Origin of the sequence: Achromobacter sp. RTa, assembly GCF_000757485.1 — a bacterium.
Lineage (GTDB): Bacteria > Pseudomonadota > Gammaproteobacteria > Burkholderiales > Burkholderiaceae_B > Achromobacter.
The window spans coordinates 38,273-60,283 of record NZ_JPYO01000023.1 but is presented as its reverse complement, the minus strand read 5'-3'; the positions used below and the strand labels follow the sequence as shown (position 1 = coordinate 60,283).

At 67.3% G+C, this 22,011-nt stretch carries 10 protein-coding genes, 1 tRNA gene and 1 pseudogene; 3 read left to right on the top strand and 9 right to left on the bottom strand.

What is annotated here, in order from left to right; genetic code table 11:
• Window positions 1–87 precede the first annotated feature (87 nt).
• The 5 genes and pseudogenes from JL37_RS07870 to JL37_RS29680 form a co-directional block, all read right to left on the bottom strand.
• Window positions 88–14,004, bottom strand: a complete 13,917-nt coding sequence (locus tag JL37_RS07870) for a filamentous haemagglutinin family protein (protein ID WP_081954999.1) — start codon at window positions 14,002–14,004, stop codon at window positions 88–90.
• Window positions 14,005–14,131: 127 nt separating this feature from the next.
• Entirely contained in the window at window positions 14,132–14,440 is a 309-nt protein-coding gene (locus JL37_RS30850; RefSeq protein WP_043543120.1) for a FecR domain-containing protein, read from the bottom strand.
• Window positions 14,441–14,577: 137 nt separating this feature from the next.
• Window positions 14,578–15,087: pseudogene (locus JL37_RS31045) on the bottom strand (DUF4880 domain-containing protein); the annotation flags it as partial.
• Window positions 15,088–15,161: 74 nt separating this feature from the next.
• On the bottom strand, window positions 15,162–15,695 hold the full coding sequence (locus JL37_RS07855) for an RNA polymerase sigma factor (protein ID WP_081954997.1): 534 nt from the start codon (window positions 15,693–15,695) through the stop codon (window positions 15,162–15,164).
• Window positions 15,692–16,237: an STN domain-containing protein gene (locus tag JL37_RS29680; RefSeq protein WP_197064580.1), complete on the bottom strand. Its 546-nt coding sequence runs from the start codon at window positions 16,235–16,237 to the stop codon at window positions 15,692–15,694. Before JL37_RS29680 ends, JL37_RS07855 begins: the two co-directional genes overlap by 4 nt.
• A gap of 52 nt (window positions 16,238–16,289) precedes the next feature.
• Between JL37_RS29680 and JL37_RS30985 the strand changes: the two genes are divergently transcribed.
• Both JL37_RS30985 and JL37_RS07845 read left to right on the top strand, forming a co-directional pair.
• Complete coding sequence (locus JL37_RS30985) at window positions 16,290–16,424, top strand: hypothetical protein (RefSeq protein ID WP_255352869.1); 135 nt, start codon at window positions 16,290–16,292, stop codon at window positions 16,422–16,424.
• Between the two features lie 77 nt (window positions 16,425–16,501).
• The gene (locus tag JL37_RS07845; RefSeq protein WP_043543117.1) at window positions 16,502–16,837 is read left to right on the top strand and encodes a hypothetical protein; all 336 of its coding nucleotides are present in this window, start codon (window positions 16,502–16,504) and stop codon (window positions 16,835–16,837) included.
• 19 nt (window positions 16,838–16,856) lie between these two features.
• Here JL37_RS07845 and JL37_RS07840 read toward each other — a convergent pair whose 3' ends face one another.
• Both JL37_RS07840 and JL37_RS07835 read right to left on the bottom strand, forming a co-directional pair.
• Window positions 16,857–17,336, bottom strand: a complete 480-nt coding sequence (locus JL37_RS07840) for a YbaB/EbfC family DNA-binding protein (RefSeq protein WP_156124247.1) — start codon at window positions 17,334–17,336, stop codon at window positions 16,857–16,859.
• 543 nt (window positions 17,337–17,879) lie between these two features.
• A tRNA-Arg gene (locus tag JL37_RS07835) sits at window positions 17,880–17,954 on the bottom strand.
• A gap of 232 nt (window positions 17,955–18,186) precedes the next feature.
• On the opposite strand from JL37_RS07835, the gene JL37_RS07830 reads away from it, so the two are divergent.
• On the top strand, window positions 18,187–19,107 hold the full coding sequence (locus JL37_RS07830) for a cytochrome c5 family protein (protein ID WP_043543115.1): 921 nt from the start codon (window positions 18,187–18,189) through the stop codon (window positions 19,105–19,107).
• An 81-nt stretch (window positions 19,108–19,188) separates the two neighbouring features.
• Here JL37_RS07830 and JL37_RS07825 read toward each other — a convergent pair whose 3' ends face one another.
• On the bottom strand, window positions 19,189–20,703 hold the full coding sequence (locus JL37_RS07825; protein WP_043543113.1) for a 3-hydroxyacyl-CoA dehydrogenase: 1,515 nt from the start codon (window positions 20,701–20,703) through the stop codon (window positions 19,189–19,191).
• A 39-nt stretch (window positions 20,704–20,742) separates the two neighbouring features.
• On the bottom strand, window positions 20,743–21,972 hold the full coding sequence (locus JL37_RS07820) for a CaiB/BaiF CoA-transferase family protein (RefSeq protein WP_043543112.1): 1,230 nt from the start codon (window positions 21,970–21,972) through the stop codon (window positions 20,743–20,745).
• Between the last annotated feature and the right edge of the window lie 39 nt (window positions 21,973–22,011).

Genomic DNA, 22,011 nt, shown 5'->3' with positions numbered 1-22,011 from the left:
GACGAACGGCGATCGAGCGGAGTGCTCGATGTCACAAAAACTTCATGCAGAAATCCGCGGAAGCGGGGCACGCGCCCCGCATCGGGCTTACAGCCCCAGACTCCGCAACTCGTCTGGCGTCAGACTCGAAACGTCGCCTTGCGGATGGGACCCACGGGCCAGCACCTGGACCATGTGGTTGGGCGTATAGCGCTGTGCCTGCTGCCCGGCCGGAGGCACCGCGCTGGTGGGCCCGGGCGCCGGGGCGCCGCCTGGAAGCGGTTCATCGCCAAAGCCCAGGATCTGCACGCTGATGATCGACGGCAGGGCCTTCTGCGCGGCGGCGCGCGCGCCCTGGGCCGCATCGGAGGCGGCCGAGGCCGCGTTCGAGGCCGCCGTGCTCGCGCTGGTGAGCGCGCCGACGTTGACCGCGGCGATCACCGGGATGCCTGTGGCCTCGCCCTGCGCCTGGATATTTTCCGCGTTGACCACGCGCAAGGCGGCCACATTGACATCGCCCGAGACGCGAATACCCGCTTCGCCCGCGTCGACGGTGCCCAGCGGCGCGATCAGATCGATATCGCCCGGCGGAACCTCCGGGATCGGATTCAGCGTCGCGATACCTGCGCCGGTGCTGGGCGCCGTCGGCGACAATGCGATGTTGCCGACGCTGTCGTACACGCGGCGCTGCGGGGTGTAGACCATGCTGGTCTTGCTGCCACGACCGGCGTTGATGTCGCCCTGCGCCGACCAGGCCAGGATGCTGCCGCCAAAGGTCGTGAAGACGCGGCTCTGGCCCATCAGGATGCTGTCCATCGCATAGATGTTGATATTGCCGTCGCCCTGCGTGATCACGCCCGAACCGGGCCCCGGATTGAAGCCGCCGTCGATGCCGACCAGCGTGCGCCCGCCCGGCGTCATGAGGTTGATGTCGCCGCCGAAGTTGGTGTGGATGCCCGCGTCCAACACGTCATAGAACGACACGTTATAGCCGGGGCTGCCCATGGCCTCCCACTGCGCCTTGGTGATGTATTTGGCGCCCGCGCGCGGACGTGACTGCCCGATGGGGTTGTTCACGTAGTCAGCGTTGAAATAGATCGCGCTGCTGAACATGGTGAGATCGCCTTCACGACTCAACGCCTTGCCCTGCGCGTCCTGCGCGGGGAACAGCGTGGCGATGGCTTCGCGGCCGCGCAGATAGCTGCCGGCGCGCTTGCCCCCGGTCTCGTTGTATTCGCGGCCGGACTCACGCAACTCGGCGTAGTAGACATTGCGCAGATAGGCGCGCTGCTGCTCCGCCGGCAGCGCGTCGAAGAAGGTCCGCGCGTCCATGGTCGCCGCATCGTAATGCAGGGCGAGACCGTTGGCGCCGCCAAAGCGCTCGCTCAACCAGTTCACCAGATGCAGCTGGCTCTCCCGCTGGAACTCGCGCGCCAGCGAACGGCTGCTGGCGGTACGCCCCTCGGCAAGCGCGGCCGCGCGCGCCGCATCCAGTTCGGTCTGCTTCTGCGCCAGGAAAGCCTCGGCGCCCGACGCGTCGCCGGTATAGCCGAACTCGTCTTGCAGCCATTGCGCCAGCTTCAGCGAGCCGCCATAGACCGTCACGACCTTGCCCGGCTGGTCGGCCAGCGGCAGATCCAGCGCTGCCTGATTGGCCGGATTCAGATAGCGCTCGGCAAAGGCATTCCAATACACGCCCTCGCCCATGCCGGCCGACACCGAAATACCGGCGCCGCCGCTGCGATCCCCCGACGCGGCGCCGCCGCCGATCGGCCCCAGGCTCTTGATTTCGCCCTTGTTGCCCAGGTAGACGTGACGGCCCGCCGACACATCGAGCAGGCCGGTCCCCATGATGTAGAAGCTGCTGTCACGGATATCGCGGCCCGCCTCCACCACCGATATCTCGTCGGCATAGGCGTGCGCGATCAGGTTGCCGCGCGTCGAGGCGTTACCCACCTTGGCGGCGCCCACCGTGGCGTCTTTCCCGCCCAGCGTGGTGCCGGACCCGACAATGTCCCGGCCGGCGCGGATCGACACCGGGATAGACGCCTCATAACGCCCTTGCTCGAAATCCGCCTGGAAACTGGGCAGCACCGCCTGGCCGACGCGCAAGCCGACGATATCGCCCTGCACCGCGTAATAACGCGCCGGCGCACGCCCCGCGACCGCATCCGCGATGGTCGCGGGACTGCCAAAGGTGAACAGCGCGGCCGTATTCCGCCGTCCGCCATCGGGGTTCGGAGAGCCGTTATACCCGATCGTGATCCAGTCGTTGTAGGGCTGCGATTCGGCGGCGGCGTTGGTGATCAACAGGGCGTTCCCGCCCCAGGGGCCGCCGCCGGTCTCGGCCAGCTTGCCGACAAACCCCGGACGGAAGGGGCTGGCCATGGCCAGCGGATCGGCCGTGGAGGCCGAGAGCACATAGCCGGCGCCCAGGATCGAGTCCCGCGCCAGCAATTGCAGTTCGCCCTTGCCTGTGGCGTTGACAAACTGTCTGCCCACGGGCGACGGCGCCAGCACGGTGCCGTAGCGATAGCGCAGGACCGGGCCCTGGACGGCGACGGTCGCGCCGCTTCCGCTGGCGCCGTAGTACAGGCTGCCGTTGGCCGCAACCGCGCGCAGGATCGACGGATAGAAATAGCCGTCGCCGTTGGCCGACTGATTATGTCCCTCGCTGCCCCAACGCGCGTCCTCACTGCCCGCGATGTCATCCCAGGCCGCGGTCGGCGTAAGGTTGCCGCCCGCGCTCAACAGATCGATCGCGGTGGCCGGCGTCCAAAGGGAGAACCAGCTCCAGCCGTCGCCGTCATGCGCCGCGCCCTGGTAGGTGAATGGCGTCGCGCTGAGCTGCATCGTGCGGCCCGGATCGGCCGCGCCGCCCAGCACCAGGTCACCGCGCGTATCGATACGGACGGCCGAGTCGCCCAGCACCAGGATGGGGCCGCCGCTGGCCGCGCCGCCCGCGGCCGTATACACATTGCCCAGGCGCGAGTCCATCTGGTCCCGTCCGCCGCCGTAATTCACCTTCACGCCCCCGACAGCCCCGGCATGGACCGCCGTGGCGCCGCGCAGGTTGACGAAAGTGCCGTTGAGGTCGTATTCGTTGCGCCGCAATTGCGGGTTGGGGTTGAGCGCGCCGCCCAGGCGCAGGGTGAGATCGCCGCCGCCGGTCTGCACCAGCTCGCCGGCCGGCGTGATGCGGCCGGTGCCGGCCACGGCCAGGTGCAGGCCCTGGCTGCGCGGCGTATGCGCCCGCAGGTTCCAGCTCGAAGGAATGCCGCGCGCATCGATGATGCCGGCGTCGCCGCCCGCTTCCACGGTCAGATTGCCGCCACCCAGCGTGCCGATGCCGGTAAAGCCCACGAGGAACGGATCGTTGTTGAACAGGCGTGAGCCAAACGCATCGTATGTGCCTTTGGCATCGCCCGCGACATAGGTGCCGAAATTGATCCACCACGAAGCCGGCGTGGCTTCGACCCCGGTTCCGATGCTGCCCGTGCCCTGGCGCCATAACCAGCTGCCCACCGTGACCGTGGGAATCTGCTCGCGCGAGTTCCAGAACTTGTAACCCTCAGGATCGCCGTAGTTCTCGTTGCCGCCGATCAGGTCGCCCTTGATATCGCCTTGCGCGCGCAGAAGCACGTTGCCGCCGTGCTCCGGATACCAGGCCGCGTACAGGCTTTGGGCGCCGCCATCGACCAGCGACTCGAAGCCCGCGCCTTCGGCGCGCAATATCGTGCCGTCGCTCAAGCGCCCCCGCGCCCGGTGATAGGCATCGCCCATCGAGGCCGACGGCGTGCCCGCCGTATAGACGCCGTAAAGCGAGGTCATATTGAAATCGCCGCCGGACACCAGATCCAGATCGCCCGCGCCGGTGCGCAGCACGCTGAACAGCTGCTGGCGCGCGGGATGATAGGACGTGACCGTCTCCGGCGGACCGCCGGCCGACCCGCTGACCATCTCTCCCATGCCGTAGACATTCAATTCATCGGGACTCGAACCGATCAGTCCGAACGCGATCAGCTCGTCGATCTGCGCCTGGGTGACAGGCTGGCCCGATACCGGCGGCGTGCTGAGCGAGACTCCCATCATGTCCATGAAGGCCTGGAACTGGCTCAGGTCGGCCCAGGCAAAACCCGGGGCCTTCACATTGACCATCTCTCCCATGCCGTAGACGTTCAGTTCGTCCGGAGTCGAACCGATGAGCCCGAACGCCTTCAGCTCGTCGATCTGCGCCTGCGTGACGGGTTCGCCCGATACCGGCGACGAGCTGAGCGCGACCCCCATCATGTCCATGAAGGCCTGGAACTGGCTCAGGTCGCCCCATACATAAGAGGGCTTGCCGCCGGTGCCCGGGACTTCGGTCACCATGGCGCCCAGACCGAAGTGCGGATCCGCCAGGCGGAGCTGGGCCGTCGTGTTCACCAGGGTCAGGCGCGTGTCCGCGGCCTGCAGATCGGCGCCCGCCACCAGGCGCAGGTCCCAGGACTGCGAGCCGGCCGGCAGCATCGGCGCCAGCGCAAGATTGCGGCCCTGCGTGCCATCGGCGCCGGTGGGCCGCAAGTTGACCATCTCGACGCCGCCTGGCAGCACTACATCGGTCTCGGAAGGCACGAGCGCGCCCTTGGCCAGCGTCAGCGGCCGTGACAGCTTCATCGCCACCGGCAGCACGACGCCCTTGGGCCAGATCGTGGCGCCGATCTGCGCCTGCGCGGGCAGGCGGAAGCCGGCGGCCAGCTGCATGCCAGCGTCCAGCGTCAGCGGCGTTTGCACCACCGAGCCCGCGGGGTGAACGACATTGCCCGACGCATCCAGCACCGCCGAGGCCAGCACCGTGCCGGCGGGCAGCGTCAAGCTCTGCGCCAGCGGCATGGTGACGGGCAGACGCGTTCCCGCGGGCAGCGTCAGGCCATCGACCGGCAAGTCATAGTTCAGCGTGCGGCCGCTGGCGAATTGCGTGCCCGCATCCAGCGTCGCCATGCCGCCGTGCGGGATGACGAGATCGCCGCCAAAGGGCATGCGGCCAGCGGGCAGGACCCAGCCGTTGTCGTCGTGCGTCACCCCCAGCCTGGTCGTATCGAAGCCATCGGTAATGCTGCCGAACAACGTCAGATCGCCCTGGGCGCGCAGCACCAGAGCGCCGGCTTCGCCCGAACCGTAGACACCGGTGCGCTGCGTGCCCGGGTTGACACCGGCATAGCGATAGCCCGAGAGATCGATATCGCCATCCACGTGCAGATCCCCATGGGGATTGACCGCCGCGTTGCTGACGATCTCCACGCCGGGGCGCAGGTGGAACTGCTCGGTATAGCCGCGCAGCCCCGCGAGCTTGCCCTGCATCAGCGTGCCGTTGGCCAGGGCGTTGTTGATGAAGGCAATGCTGTCGGCGTGTTTCGCGTCCAGGTAGGCCTGGTCTATGCGTTGATAGCTGCGGCCGTCGACGGAGGCGTCCGTGCCAACCGGCGCATCGTCATAGGAATGGAAGGCGTTGACGGCGATGGACCTGGCTCCGGTAATAACTACCGCGCCCCGGGCGTCGATGTCGACGTCGTTGCCGCTGGCGCCGCCCAGGCGCGGGGCATTCAAGGTCACCGTACCGTAGTTCGCGCTCGCGCCGTCCACGGCAAGGTCCATGCGCACACCGTCGGCCAATGTCAGACGGCCATAGCCCGAGTCGATCTCGACGATGGCGCGGTTGGGCGCCTCGATGACCTGGCCGTAGCTGTCGCGGCGCAATACGCTGGCGCTGGCGTCGAGCACGGCGCCGCCGGCAAGCGTCACGCCCTGGTTGGCGGCGAGGCGGATGCTGCCGGCGCGTTCGCCACTGGCGTCGATCGTGCCGTTGACCGTCAGGCTGCCGTTATCGACCGAGATATTGATCTCGCGAGCCTTGAGTTCGCTGCCGATGACAAGATCGCCTTGCTTGAGCTGGAAGCTGCGGCCGCCGAAGACTTCGCCTTCGGTCAGGCGCAAGTTCAGGCCGGAGAAATCCGCGATTCGCCCCGCTCGTACGTCGATGTAGCCTGCAGCGTATGGCACGGACGTGCCGCCCGCATCGTAATGGCCGGTGCTGCCGCCGTGCATCGTGCCGTTCAGGTCGGCCGTGCCCGCCAGGGCGAGCACGGTCAGCCTGCCCGCGCGGTTCTGCTTCGCCGACAGGTCAACGGTCGACGCGGCATGTTGCACGACACTGCCCTGACGGCTGTCGAGAATGACGTCGCCGCCCCAGCTGTACTTGCTGACGTCGAAGAAATGCAGTTCACGCCCGGCCAGGTCCAGCTGCGCGCCGTCTTCCAGCACCACATCCTGCTGCGCCGATGCCGTGAATTTGCCGCTGGGCAGCAGCACGGCGGTATTCAGCGTCAGGCGCGTGCCGGCATCCAGGCCCAGCGTCGCGCCCAGCGCATTCGCCAGGGTCGCGTTGTCTGCCAAGGGAGATGCCGAACCGGCCGGCGCGGTCACCACGATCGCGCCGCCCGCCTTGATATTGTTGACCGACCCCGCCTGACCCGTGAGCAGCGGCGTGTTCAGACGCAGATCACCGCCGCTGTATGTCCAGGCCTTGGCCGTCTCATCCCAGGCCCCCTGCGATTGATAGACCGACAGCGCGCCCTTATGGTTGGCGGTGATGCGCTCGCTGGCGTTGAGGTCCACGCCGGCAAAGCCCAATGCCAAACGCTCATGCGTACCCACGGTGTCGGGCTGGCTCAACGGGCCGTAGCCGAACTCGATGGTCCGGGCATCGACCACAAAGCGGCCGCTGCCCGTCCCCGCGCCGCCCGCGATGACATTGCCGGCAGGCGTGGTCGCGCCGTTCCAGACCAGCGTGCCGGTCTCGATGCGGGCCACGTCGCCCGCGCCGCCATGCCCGTAGAAGGCCGGCGCGCCCAGCACCAGGCGCTCGAGCGATGATTTGCCCGTCGCCTTGTCGATGGTACTGAGATCCACGCTGCCGTAGAAATTGACCGAGTCGCTTGCGGTAAGAACCAGGTTCTCCAGCGCCGGCGCTCCGGTGCGGGTATCGCCCCGCAACAGGCGCGAGAGCACGTCCTGGTTCAGCGTAAGACCGGCAGGCAGGACGCTCGCGGCCTTGGCCTGCGAGAGCGTCGCGGTCGTGCCGATGTTGATGCCGCCCACGGCCAGCGTCAGGTTGCGCGTTCCGTAGCGTACCGACTCACCCAGTTCAAGCGATTTATTGGTCGCGGCGGCAATGCTGCCTTCCGAGTACAGCATGGTATCGCCCGCGCAGCTTGCGCCCGCCGCGCAAGTGCCGATGTGCAGATATCCCGCCCCATTCATGCCGTAATCGTCAGCCGTCGGCGAGGTCAGGTTCAACCAACCGTTGGTGACGGCCAGCACGCCGGCCTGTCCTGGTCGCAGCACATAACCGTCGTTCGAATCCCAGGCCGCCCTGCCCTGTCCCAGCGTATTGATGCCTGCGCCCTGCTCGATGGTCAGGCCTTGTTCCTTGTTGCTCACCACCAGGAAGACGGAGCCGGCTTCCAGCATCGCGCCCCGGCGCAGGATGAGCTCGCCGGTCGTGCCGCTGCCGAGGCCGACCTGCCAGGAATTTTCAGTGGAGAATCCGCTGGCGGTCTGCGTGACGAAGGTGGATGTCGGCGCGCCGCCGATGCTGATGGTGGCCGCCTTCAAGTTGTTGAGCGTGCTGGCATGAACCGACGTGCCCGCAAAGCCTTCGGTGGGCGCGGCGCCGTCGGCCAGAATCTCGATGCGGCTGCCGTTCAGGACCGCGGCGCCGCCTCGCCCGTCCTTGGCAGGGGTGAAGTCCACCGTGCCGGCGGCGACATCCAGCCGGCTTCCCGGCGTGAGGTGCAGCTGCCGCGCATCGCGCTCGAGCTGCGGGCGCGGCGCGCCGTCGCGCAGCGCCCAATTCAGGCCGAACTGCGCGTAACCCGTCTCGTTGAAGTTCGAGTAGGTGCGCAGCGTGTCGGCCGGCGTCAACACCGCCGAGGTGGTCTGCACGTCGGCAATGCCGGTGTTGGCGAAACCCAGGCGGGTGGCTGTGGTGTAGGACGCATTGCGCATACGCCCGCCACTGCCGAACGCGGCGTTGCCGACGGCCCGGCCATTCAACTCGACGCGGAAAGCGCCCGGCAGCAATGCATAAGTGGACGGCAACAAGGTATAGGTTCCGGCCGCCAGGCCCGGTACGCCGTCGCCGACGGTGATCTGCCGACCGATCATCGGATCGCCCGCGCCCTTCTCCGCCGCGATGGGTGCGGCGGCGGGCTGCGCGCCAGGCACGATGGCGTAGACCGGGTTGCTGGACAGCGACGGCAGCGCAAAGCCGCTGCCATCCCACTTCACCTGCATCAACGGATTCAGGCGCGCGTCGGTCGAACCGCCGCGCCCCGTCAAGAAGCCCGCGCCGGTCAGCTCGCCGCCGCCGGACAGATCGATCCGCGCGCCGGACTGGACCTCGATGCTGTCGCCTGTCAGGCTCACATTGCCCAGGGCGCCGCCCAGGCCGGCATAGACGGCATCCGAGCCCGCGTAGTTATAGGTCAGGCCATCGACGGTGCCGCCATAAGGCATGAGTAGGCCCGCCGCGCTCACCGAGGTGGTGCTGCCCGGACGCAGGGTGATCGTGCCCGGCGGTTGTTCGCCGCTCGCGGCGATGCCCAGTTCCAGGATACCCAGCGGCGCGCGCAGCACGCCGCCCTGATCGATGTTGGCCGAATACAGGCGCAACGTGCCGAAGGCCGAGTACGGCGTGGGCGGCGCGGCGCCGTCTCCGCTACGTTCGATACGCAGGCTGCGCGCGGCGTCGTAGCGGGTTTCATAAGAGCCCCATTGGTTGAACGCACCGCTACGCCCGGCGATCACCTCGCCCAGGGCGCCGGTGGCCGGATAGATCTGGCTGGCCGCCAGCAGCAGATCGCCTTCGGTCGTCAGAGACGTACGGTCGCCGACCGTATGCTTCAGGAACCGCAGATCGTTCCTGCTGCGCAGTTCCACCTGTTCGAATCCCTGGCGCGACACCAGCGCCTTGTCGCCCTGCATCGAATAGCCATAGGCGCCGAACGCAACCCTGTTGATGACATCCAGCACGCCGGCTTCCACGCGCAACTGCGTGGCGTCGCCCAGCTCGACCATGCCGCCTTGGGTCGAGGTGGGTGCGTTCAGGGTCGGCATGACGTGCTGGTCCTTGCCCAGACGCGAGGCGCCCGCCAGGCGCACATAGGGCGCGGCCAGCGTGACGCGGCTGCCGGCGGGCGCGCCGTCGGCCAACGCGAAGGCCGTGCCGACCAGGTTCAGTCCCTGGCCGAGCGTCAGATCGACGCCGCCTTCCAGCGACAGGACACCGTTGACCAGCAAGGACAGATTGTCGAAACCGCCTTCCTTGATGCGGTCGGCGCCTATGCGGCCATGGCCATAGACCAGCCCGGCATCGGATTGGCCCGGCCTCAGATCGGCCGCCAGGCCCGTTGGCGTCTGTTCCCGCAGCAATTGAAGTTCGCGCGGCGCCAGCATGCGATCTGCCGGTCTGCCCGCGATGCGGTAATTGGGCGACTCCAGCGCCAGCGACAGCGTGCCGCCGGCCGCGCCCGCGCCGCCCGAGACGGCCGTCATTTCCCCGTCCAGGTACAAGCCATTGAAGCTGGCCAGATGGATCGCCCCGCCGCCGGAGGCCACCAGCATCGCCCCCTTGCCGTTCATATCTAGCATCGTCGCTGCGCCCGAGGCATCCAGGCGCGCGCCCTCGCGGATGACGATGAAATTGTCGATGGCATCGGCCTCGGTGGCGTACGCCTGGTACGCGCCGCCGATCTCGATACGCCCGCCATCGAGCACTGTGCCGTAACGACGGCCCTGGCTATCCAGCGCGCTTTGAGCCAGACCCGCGACATCCAGCACCGCCTCGCGCCCGATCCACACCGAGCCGTCATGCCCCTTGAGACGCGTGACGTCCTGCGCGCCGGCGCCCAGGCCGTAGACGCCGATGCGTCCGCCCGCCGCGCGCAGCGTACCGTCGATGGTTATCTGGCCGTTGTTCCGCAACATGATGCTTTTGCCCGGATCGACCTCGATGCGCGCGCCCTCGGCGATGACGAGCGGCGGCGCATCGGCATTCTCCAACGTGCTGCGCGCGTTGCCGGCGGTCAGGGTCAGGCTTGCGCCGCCTCGCTGCGTCAGCGCGCCTCGCGCCGGGCTTTCGGTGAACAAAGGCGGCAGCCACATCGTCAGCGCCGTCTGCGGATCGGCGCCGGTGGCCACGCCGCGCGCGATGGAAAAGTCGGCCTGCAAGACCGGCATGGTCACGCGCAGATCGGCGCCTTTGGCCACGGCCAAGCCATCGCCGCCCGTCACCGCGTAATGCGAGAACCCCTGCTGGAAAAGGCCGGCATCCAGCAGCAGCAGGGGCTCAACCGCTACCGCGCGCGGCAGGCTTGCGCCCGCGCGGATCAAGGTTCCGGCCGAGAAGGTGACATCCGTGGGCGCCAAATTCCCCGCCGGGATCACGACGGGAGTGGGCGCAAGCGGTATGCCATTGGCATGTATCGCGGCGTCCACGACATAGTTGGTCGGGAAGTTCGCCGGGTTGACGATTCCCGTGATGACCGTTCCCGCTGGCAACGTCGGCGGCACGTACCAGCTGGCGGTATAGCCCTCGACCCTCAGGGACTGGCCGTTCGACAGGTTGACGCTGTAGAAGGCGTTTTCACTGCTGGCCTTGGGCAGGGTCCAATCGGCTCCCACCGTCAGCCAGGTCGACGAATCGCTCGCGATCACTCTTGGCGCGCCGCCCACCGCCTCGCCAGGATTGGCGTGCGTGCGGATGGAGTGGTAGTCCAGGGGCAACACCGCGCCTTCGGCAATGGTGAAGTCTTCGCTCGTGACCAGGTCCACCGGCGCGCTCTGGCCTGCCTGCAAGGCGCCGTCGGCGCCAGCCACCAGTCCGCCGATCACGACGGCGCTGCCATTTTGCAGGGTCAGCGTGCCACCGCCTTCGACGCCGTAACCGCGCAATTCGCCTTGCAGCGTCAACCCTCCCTTGGCGGCGGTGGCCGCCGCGTAAGCATCGGCGGCCAGCGTGATGTCGCCGCCCTTGCCTCCCAGCAGACTGTCATCGCCCAGCAGCGCCGCGCCCGAGGACACATCCAACAGCGCGCGCTTGCCGACGGTGACGTCGCCGCTGCTACGCGCGACGATGCGACCGCCGTCGATGTACGGCAGACCGCTGAGATTGCCGTCGCCTTGCTGCAGATTGCTCCAGACGCCGCGCGCGTCCAGGGTCACGCCTTCGCCGATCGACACACGCGCCGTATAACCCGCCGGCGCCGTCGTCGCCAACGGCAGGTCCTGCCAACCCGAACTGACGTTGGGGTATTGCTCGACCATGTCGCCCAAGGTGATGGCGCCGCCGCGCGCGGTCAGGTCTGCATTGACGTCGACTTGCGTCGCATGCAGCGCGATCTCGCCTCCCGCCGCCACCTTGACCGCGCCGTCGACCTGCACGGCGCCGTTCGCGTAGGCGCGCAACTCGCCCAGTTCCAGGCCATTGAGCCAGTCTGCGTTCAGGGTGATGCGCGAAGGTTCGGTTTGCGTCGATGCCGCCTCGGCGTCCTCCGAATCCCGCGGCATGCCCAGCACGATCTCGTCAGCCACCGCCCCCGGCGTATAACGCAGATTGCCCGAGGCCTCGTCATACACCGGCTGCCAGGTTCCCAGGATCAGGCCCGCGCGACGCGGCGCGGCCGTCTGGCTCTGCTGATAGCCGTCCAGGCGCGACTGCGGCGCGTTGATCTGCCGCACGCCCTGAAAAGCCTTGGCTTCCACATCGCCGTCCAGCGTGGCCTGGCGCGTGCCGATGATCAGGCGGCCCGCGTCGCGGCCCACCGTGTAGCCTTCTTCCCAGCGCTGCGCCTTGGCGATCAAGGGATTGAGGAAGGTGTCCGTGCGCCCCCAGCGCACGCTCTTGCGTTCATAGCCCGTGTACGAGGCGTCCTCGGGAAAGAGCAGATCGCCCGGCGCGCGATCCACGGTATAGAGACGGCCGTCGCCGCCGCGCAGCCAACTCTGGTTGAGATAGCCGCTTTGCACGTCCAGCGAACCGCCCGAGAGGTTGATGCTCGAGCCCGCTCGCGTCGTCACCCCGCCGCCGGCAAAGTTGACCGTGCCGCCCTGCGCCATCCACTCGCCGATGGTATGGCCGGTGGTGCCCAGGTACCCGCCCACTTCCAGCAGGCCGCCTTGGGTATACCATCGGTCGGTTTCATAGCCGCCCGTACCGGCCGGCACCAGCACCAGGTAGCGGCGGTCCACCCACACATTGGTGTTGTTCAGATTGCCGGACTCGCGATTGCCCGAGGCGTCGCGCTGCTCGTTGCCCTGGATGTTGATCTGGACGTTGTTCGAGGCCATCGCAACTTGCACGCCCACGGCGCCCGAGACATCCACGGCCGCGCCGGCGTGGATCGTGGCGCTGCCTTCGGCGCTCACCGCCACTTGGCCGCCGGTAGCCAGCGTCAGACTGCCGTCGGTGAAATCCACGTTCTGGCCCGAGACGATCTCGATGCGGGACTGGTCCCGGCGGTCGGACTGTTTGGACAGATTATCGAAGGTGCCGCTGATGTCCCGCCGCTGCTGGTCCAGCGTGGCGGACGCCTCGATCAAGGCATTGCGCTGGCCATCGAAGGCGGACTGGCCATCGTCTTCGAGCACGATGGCGGTGATGGAATCCTTGCCGAGCGTGACCTGGCCTTGCGCGTCGCCCGCGCTGTTGAGCAAATGGATGGTGCCGCGCGCGTTGACCGAGGTCGTGGTCAGCGCCACGCCGTTCTGGCGCACGTCGTGGCCGGCAAGGGTGATGTCGCCTTCGCGGGCCTGGATGAGGCCGGTGTTCTGCACCAGGCCACGCTCAATCGCCGGGTCGACGCGCGCGAGATCGAGATTGGCATCGGCCTTGGGCGCGATTTCATTGCCGCGCGTGGTCGAATAGGTCGTGCCGCCATCGGTGCTGTTGGTGACCAGTCCTTTGCGGATCACGAAGCTGTCGCCCGCCGCCAACTGCGTCTGGCCCTTGCGGGTGCGGATGTCGCCGTCATTACGCACTTCCTGGCCCATCAGCAGCACATAGCCACCACCCTGCGTCACGCTCGCGGGCTCATGGGTCTGAATCAATGCGCCCGCCTGCACCGAGACATTGCCCAGGGCTTCGGTGAACGAGGCCGTGTTGGCGTCGGCGCCGTAGATGCCGCGGCTGAGGAACTGGTCGTTGCTGATCCTGGCCGCCGCCGCCACCAGGTTGCGCGCGTTGACCTGGCTGCTGCCGGTGAAGATCACGCCGTTCTGATTGACCACCATGACCGAGCCATCGGCACGGATCGACCCCTGGATCTGGCTGGGCTTGGCCGAGGCCCCGACCACGCGGTTGAGCACCGCCCACTCCGACTGCGCGGTTCGCGCGCCGCTGCGGGCGGCCGCGTTGGCGTAAGTCGCCTGATCGAACACCACCTCGGTGTTGCGGCCGATGTTGAAAGTGTCCCAGTCCACGATCGCCTTGGCCTGGGTCTGCTCGATGGTCACCGTGGTCTTGCCCTGGGCATTGCTGGCCACGGCGCGTTTGTCGGACACCCCGATCCAGGGCAGCGCCTGACCGTTGGCGTCCTTGTCCCACAAGCCGCCCTGCGTCAGGCCGTCGGGGGAGTCGCCGGCCTGCGCCGGGCGATTTCGCTCCTTCTGCCAGGCGGCTGTCTGGCGCGCCTGGGCCTGGGCGATGGCGCCCGCTTCGCCGGCCACGCGATTGAGGTTGTCGACCGAACGGCGCAGTTGCTGCGTCGCCTGGCGGCGCTGTTCGGCCGCCGTCTGCGCGCTCAGGCCCGGCGAGTTCTGGCGCAGGGTACGCGTCTGCTTGGCGACGTCCGCGCCGACCCACCACGCGCCGGAAGCGTGCGCAACGGATGCGCTGCCCAGCGACAATGCGCTCAGCATGGCCAAGGCCGACAGCGACGCGGCCAGAGGGGTCAAGCGATAGCGAGCGGAAACAGCGGGGTGAGTCATGTGCGACGGTTCCAGGATCTAGCGTGAAAATGGCAGCATCGGGGCAGACGCTTTTCCACTAGACGTTCGACGCGCGAAACGCGGAAATGCCAAGCCATGAATCTTTCATGACAGGCTTTTGTGACACTCAGCCGATCAGCACCAACTCACCCACGCGGCGCAAACGGATGTGATGCGCCGTCCGCAGCAGCTCCAGGGCCTGGTCCAAGTCGCTTACCCGCACGCGCGCCGAGAACCGTCGATCGGCCAAGGCGTCGTCGACCAGCACCACCCTGCCCGGCCGATAGCGGTTGATCTCCTGCACCGCCTGATCCAGCGGCAGGTCATCGAACACCACCACCCCCTCGCGCCAGGCGGACGCCGACGCTGCCTTGGCCAGCGGCGTCGCGGGGCCGACGCGTCTTTCGTCGTAAAAGGCTTCCTGTTGCGCCGCCAACGCCACCCTGCCGGCCGGATGCCGCAACTCGGCCGCACCGCGCTGGCAGCGCACGCGCCGCGGCCGTTTTCCAGCTGGCGCATTTCGATATCGGCGTGGTCGAGCCTGACGCTGGCCGCGCCCGCCACGATGTCGCAAGCGGGCGCGGACACGGCGGCCTCGCCGCTGATCAAGTCGATACGCGGCCTGGCGGCGGCGTCGTTCACGGTGATGCTGGTGCGAGTATTCAGGGTGACGCGCACCTGGCCCGGCAGCTCCAGCGAGCGTTGTTCCCCCGCGCCTGTACGGTAGTCGGCCCTGAACTCCGACCAGGATGGCCACAGCCCCCAGGGCGGGCTCACGGCCAGATACGCCGCGCCAGCGGCCACGGCGCCGCCCAGAAAGGCGCGGCGCCCGACGCGCGCCCCCGCGAAACCATGGACCTTACGCGCAGGCTGGGCCTGCGGAACGCGCTGCGCAGCGGTCTCGACGGCCTGCCATTCATGCGCGGCCTGCGACCAGGCGCGGGCGTGCCCGGCGCTTTGCGCGCACCAGGCCTTCAGGGCTTCCAGATCGTGCGTGGTCGGCTGCCCGGTCTTGAGCAATACCACCCACGCGCGCGCCTGACGCAGGACGTCATCGTCTGGAGCGTTGAGTTCGGTCGCCATGAAGGCCTTGTTCATTGTTCAAAAATTAGTGCTATCAACAGACCAGACGATTGACGGCGCAAAACCGGAACCGGTCATCGGGTTTTCTTCGGAACATCGCGAGCCTCCATGGCGGCCATGCAGGTTTGAGCGGCAGTCTGGATCTCGCGGCGCACCATGCGCGCCGAGATGCCCCAGCGGCGCGCCAGGCTTTCGGTATCTTCGCCGTGGACGCGATGTGCGATCAGCAAGGCGCTCTGGCGCGGTGGCATGTCCTGCAGCGCCCGCATCGCCGTGTCCAGGCGCTGGCGCGCAGCCAGGTCGCTATCCAGCCCCGGCTGCGCGCCGCGCGCCTGCTCGAACACGGCCTCGATCTCATCGTCGCCCAACAGGCGGGCATCGCTGCGGATGCGGTCGATCGCCACATTGACGGCGGTATTGACCAGATAGGTGTGCGGGTGGCGCACCTCGTCGAGATTGTCCTGCGACGCCAGACGCACATAGGCTTCGTGCAACGCGTCCGAAGCCATGTCCGACGAGTTCCCGAGGCGGTAGGCCACTTGCCGGCGCAAAGCGTCGTAACCCTGCGTGATCAGCTGCTGCAGGCGCTCCACTCCCTTCCTGCTCATCGCTGGCAGCCTCCCCATCGGGCGGCGGCCTGCGGCGACACCAGCAGGACCATGGGTTGCGCCAGGCCGGCCGGCGGCGGACGTAAGCGCGCCTGCGACAGGGCCTGGCGCACGACAGGCTCCATCTCGGGCCGCGCCTGGACACGCACGCGCAGGTCTTCGACGCGACGATCCTTATTGATGGAGAAGCGCAACGCGATGCGTTGACGGTCGGCCTGCAAGCCAGGCTGCGCGCACAGCACATGCATGATGCTTTGCTGCAGGTATCCGTCGTAGGACAGCGCCAGCACATTGCCTCGATCCGGCGTGGGCGCCTCGGCCTCCAAAGGCACGACCGTGACCACGTCCGAAGAAACGGACTGCGCGCGCATCTGCGTGCCTTTCAACAAACGGCTCAAAGCCTCGGTCCGGGTATAACGACCCCGAACGGACGGACTGCGTTTGCCGCGCACCTGCTCGGTGTCAAAGAAAATAGACAGCCTCGTGATTTCTCCATAACGCCGCAAGGCTTGCTCCAACGGCAGGGCCGGCAGATCGAACACGTGCGTCTCGGCCGACGCTTGCGCCCATGCCGACGCCCCAGCCGCCCACAGCATGACCGTCATCGTCAACAACCAGACCACGCGCATGGATGGCGGGAGCAGAGGAAAAAGAGGGATTGCCCAAGCGCTGACATCGACAAAACAGGGGCGCGGTAAAAGGATGCAACATCTTGCAGCCGGCGCATGACATGAATCTTTCACGGCACGCCGCAGCAGGTAACACTACACTGTGTTCGCGCTCGGTAGCACTGAAGGAGCCGTCTCATGTCCGTTGCCCTTAGGCCCAAATGGTTACTGCTGCTTGGCCTGGCCCTGCCCGTGGCGGCCGCCGCGCAGCATGCCGCCTCGCCCCGAAAGCCTGCCGATTCCGCCTGCGTCGATGTCGAAGTCAACGGCCATCGCGCCCTGTCGTACGAGTGCCTCAACGCCCAGATGGCGCCAGCGCCGAGCGCACCGCGCGACAACCCCGCCCTGGCGTCCGAAGAAATCTTCTCGCGTCCCGGCAACCAGATCGGCCAGGTCAATCGCGCGGCGACGTCCAATCGCATGGGCAATACCTTCGGCGCGTCGGCCCAGCCGCAGCGTCCGCCCCGCCCCTGACATCCCAGGAAGCCGCACCTCAGGAGGGGTATTCCAGGTTCAAACGCAGTGCCATCGGCTGGCGCATATCGCGCGGCGGCGGCTCTGACAACGGCTGTGCCGTCAATACCCCGTGCAGGTCGGCATCGGCCTGCGCATCGCCCAGGCTCGCGAACTCCACGCGATGCACCTTGCCGTTCGCCGCCACCCATACTCGCACCACCAGCGGCTCCGGCGGCGTCGATGAGGTACTGTTCAACAGGCGGCCCTGCATTTTTTCGTGCAGGCGCACCACGGCTTCGTTATTGGGATCGCTCAGCCATGCCTGGAATTGGCTACTGGCCAACTGCGCATAACTCGCCCAATGTTGCGGCACGGTCTGGGCTTGGACCGGCGGCGCCTGCGCCGCGATCAGCCCCAGCCCCAGCAACCCCCGCGACATCGCGCGCAAGCGGCACCACCAGGCGGCCATGCTCGGTCGGCGGGACACGTCATGGGATGTGGCACGGGTGCTGCGCATCGTGGATCCTTATATTTCACGCACACGGCGCACCGACCGACAAGATGGCGGCGCCTGGCGCGCGGGCGTGCACAGGCCCGGACTGGACCGGGTTGCTTTCGTTGAACGGTGCGTCGCCATTTCGCTGAAGACGACTGATAAGAATGGGCGATTGTGACCGGCTGTTCTAACCGCGTGATGACGGCTCGAAGGGCCAAAGTGTTGCATCGTCTCGACGATCGCCCGTGGCGCCTCCTGACGACCACGGTGTTGGAGGTACGTCGAGAGGTTTTGTTAAGCGCTCTGAATCGCGGGGAGCCCGCAGCCCGCCTTGCCTACGAGTTGTCACGCCATGTAGACAGAGAGCCCCGCGACATAGACATCACGTCACGTAGACAAATGGATTGACGGCAATCCAACCAGCGGAAAAAAAGCGAAGATGGCGGCCCTATATGCCGAGCGTTTGCCTGCTCGGGAGCCTTAATTGAACACCAAAGAACTCACGTAAATTCGCGCGCTTTGAGCCCAAAAGTGGCCCCGGAAAAACGTAAGTCCTTGATTTGATGGCGCGCCCGACAGGAATCGAACCTGTATCAAGAGCTTCGGAAACTCTCATTCTATCCATTGAACTACGGGCGCAGTGCAAGGAGGCGGTATTGTACCTAGTTTTCGGGGAACTGCATGAAGCTGGGCGAATCTTCCGTGAAACTCAGCGAAAACCCCGTCGGTTGCAATGACCCCCTGTCTATGACACCGTTATATAATCCAGCGTTTGCTTGCAAGGCGGGCCGTCATCGCCGCCTACTTGTGCAGTACTGATTTTCTGTTGCCGCCGCCAGGCGCCCCCGGTACCCGTTAGCAGGATTTGGTCATGAGCAACGAGCAGGAACACATAGAAGAGCACTCCTCCCCCATCAAGACCCCGAAGCAACTGATCGTCACGGTCGTACTGGCTTTCGTGGTTCCCATCGCCATCATCATCCTCCTGGTGAACATGGTGGCCTCGGGTTCCAAGGTAGGGGCCGGTTCAGACACCCTCTCCAACGAAGCCATCGCCAAGCGCATCGCCCCGGTAGCGGGTTTCGAGCTTGTCGACGCCAACGCCCCCAAGGTCTTCAAGACCGGTGAACAGGTGTTCGCAGCCGTCTGTACGGCCTGTCACACCGCCGGCGTGGCGGGCGCCCCCAAGGTCGGCGATAGCGGCGCATGGGCGCCCTTCATCAAGGCCGGCTACGACGCAATGCTGAACGTGGCGCTGCACGGCAAGGGCGGCATGCCGGCCAAGGGCGGCAACCCCGCCCTGTCCGACTACGAAGTCGCGCGCGCCGTGGTCTATATGGCCAACAAGTCGGGGGGCTCGCTGCCCGAACCGGCCGCCCCGGCCGCGGAAGGCGACAAGAAGGAAGCCGAAGCCGCCCCGGCGGCTCCCGCAGCAGCTGCAGCCTCCGCGCCCGCGCCGGCCGCTGCTCCGGCGCCCGCGGCCGCGCCGGCTCCGGCCGCGCAAGCCCCGGCTCCCGCCGCTGCCGCCCCGCAAGCCGCCGCAGCCGTCAACCCGGCCGGCGAAAAGCTCTACAAGAGCGTCTGCTTTGCCTGCCACGCCACCGGCGTGGCCAACGCCCCCAAGTTCGGCGACAAGGCCGCCTGGGAGCCCTACATCAAGACCGGCATGGACGCCATGGTGAAGGTGGCCATGCAAGGCAAGCCGCCCATGCCGCCAAAGGGCGGCGCGGCCGATGCCTCCGAAGACGACATCCGCGCCGCCGTGCAATACATGGTGAACGCCGCCAAGTAAGCCGGCGCGCCGCGCAAGCAAAAAGCCCCTCGAATGCAAATTCGAGGGGCTTTTCTTTGGGACGGCCGGGGCCGTAAGGGTTCAGGCTTTCGTCAGGGACATGCCTAGCTGCACGCGGCGCTGCAGCCACAGGCTGGGGCGGTAGCGGGGGTCGCCGGTCACGCGCTGCATGCTCTTCAGGATTTCCAGGATGCGGTCGGCGCCCAGCTTGTCGCCCAGCGCCAGCGGGCCTGTCGGGTAGCCCAGGCCCAGCGTAACCGCCAGGTCGATGTCTTCGGGCGTGGCGATCTGCTGCTGCGCGATGTCGCTGGCGATGTTGACGATGGTGGCCACGATGCGCTGCGCGATGAAGCCCGGCGAATCCTGGATCACCGTCACCGGCACGCCATCGGCGGCCAGCAGCGCATGGGCGGCGTCGCGCCATTTCGTTTCAGTGGCGGGCGACACCATGATCGTGCGGCGCTTGGCGGCGTCGAAGGCGTACAGCGTGTCCAGGCCGACGGTGCGCGCCGCATTCAGGCCCTGGGCGGAAACCGTCGTGGAGACGTCGTCGCCGAACGGCGTGACGACGATCAGGGCGTCGGCGTCGGGCACGGAACCGGTCACCAGCGTGGCGCCCAGCTTCTCGAGCAGCGCCGTGGCGCGCGAGTAACCCTCTGCGTGCTTGGGGCTGACCCAGACCTTCAGGTTGGCAGGCAGCGCCGGCGCGGGCGGTTCGGCCGGCACCTGCTTCTGGCCGTCGGCGTAGACGTAGAAGCCTTCGCCGGCCTTGCGGCCGATCAGCCCGCCGGCCAGGCGCACGGTAGTGATGGGTGACGGACGGAAGCGCGGCTCGTCGAAGAACTGGCGGTAGATGGATTCCATGACGGGGTGGGACACGTCCAGCGCCGTCAGGTCCAGCAGTTCGAACGGGCCCATGCGGAAGCCGGCCTGCTCGCGCATGACGGCGTCCACCTGGGCGAAAGTGGCCACGGCCTCCTGCGCCACGCGCAGGCCTTCGGTATTCATGCCGCGGCCGGCATGGTTCACGATGAAGCCGGGCATGTCCTTGGCGCGCACGGGCGTGTGGCCCATGCGGCGGGCCAGCACGGCCAGCGCGTCGCCCACCTCGGGCGCGCTGCGCAGGCCGTCGATGACTTCCACCACCTTCATCAGCGCGACCGGGTTGAAGAAGTGGTAACCCGCCACGCGCTGCGGGCGCTTGCAGGCGGCCGCAATGGCGGTGATGGACAGCGACGACGTATTCGACGCCAGGATGCAGTCCTCGGACACCACGCCTTCCAGCGCGGCGAACAGGTCGCGCTTGACGTCCAGCCGCTCGACGATGGCCTCGACCACCAGCTGGCAGCCCGACATGTCCGTCAGGGCGGTGGCGGATTCCACCCGCTCAAGCGCGGCCTGCGCGTCCGCGGCGCTCAGCTTGCCTTTCTGGGCCAGCTTCTCCCAGGTCTGGCGCAACGACTCGCGCGCCGCGGCCACGGCCTCGGCGCTGGTGTCGTACAGGCGCACGCGCAGCCCGGCTTGCGCCGCGATCTGCGCGATACCCCGCCCCATGGCCCCGGCGCCCACGACGCCGATGGTTTGAATCTCCGTCATCAACACTCTCCTGCCTATTGCCTATATTTTGGATCGGACTCAGGGGCGGCTTTGCGCCAGCGCCTGTATTTCTTCGGCCGACAGCCCCAGCCGCTCGGACAGGACCTGCCCCGTGTGCTCGCCCAGCATGGGCGGCGGACGGCGGTATTCGACCGGGCTGCCGGAGAACTTCAGCGGGCTGGACGCCATCGGCACCTTGCCCGCGGCCGGATGGGGCAGCTCGCGTTTCATGCCGCGGGCCAGGACGTGGGGATCCTCGTACACCTGGTCCAGCGTATTGATGGGCCCGGCGGGAACGCCCACGCCTTCCAGGGCGGCAAGCCAGTGGTCGCGCTCGCCGGTGGCCATGCGCTCGGCCAGTAGCGGCACCAGTTCCGCGCGGTTCTTCACGCGCTGCGGATTGGTCGAAAAGCGCGGATCCGCCGACAGCTCCGGCAGGCCGATCGCGCCGCAGTAATTGCGGAACTGGCTGTCGTTGCCCACGGCCACGATCAGGTGGCCGTCGCTGGCCGCGAACACCTGGTAGGGCACCAGGTTCTGGTGCGCGTTGCCGGCGCGCCTGGGCGCCACGCCCGAAGTCATGTAATTGAGGTTCTGGTTGGCCAGCATGGCCACCTGGCAATCCAGCAGCGCCATGTCGATGTGCTGGCCCTGGCCGCTGCGGGAGCGCTCGTGCAGCGCGGCCAGGATGCCCACCGTGGAATACATGCCGGTCATCAGGTCGGCCACGGCGACGCCGGCCTTCTGCGGACCGCCGCCGGGCAGGTCGTCGCGTTCGCCGGTGATGCTCATCAGGCCGCCCATGCCCTGGATCATGAAGTCATAGCCCGGGCGGCTGGCGTACGGGCCTGTCTGGCCGAAGCCCGTGATGGAGCAGTAGATCAGGCGCGGATTGATTTCCTTCAGGCTTTCGTAGTCCAGCCCGTACTTGGAAAGGCCGCCCACCTTGAAGTTTTCCACCAGGATGTCGCTCTGCAGGGCCAGTTCGCGCACGAGCTCGGCGCCGCGGGGCGAGGCGATGTCCAGCGCCACGGACAGCTTGTTGCGGTTGGCCGACAGGTAGTAGGCGGCCTCGCTGGTGTCGTTGCCCTCCTCGTCCTTCAGGTACGGAGGCCCCCAGGCCCGCGTGTCGTCGCCCGAGCCGGGCCGTTCGATCTTGATCACCTCGGCGCCGAGATCGGCGAGGTTCTGGGTGCACCAGGGGCCGGCCAGGACGCGGGTCAGGTCGAGCACACGTATGCCGGTTAGGGGAGCGGGACGTTGCGACATCTGTAATCTTTTCGCTAGAAGAGAAATGAGAACGTCCGG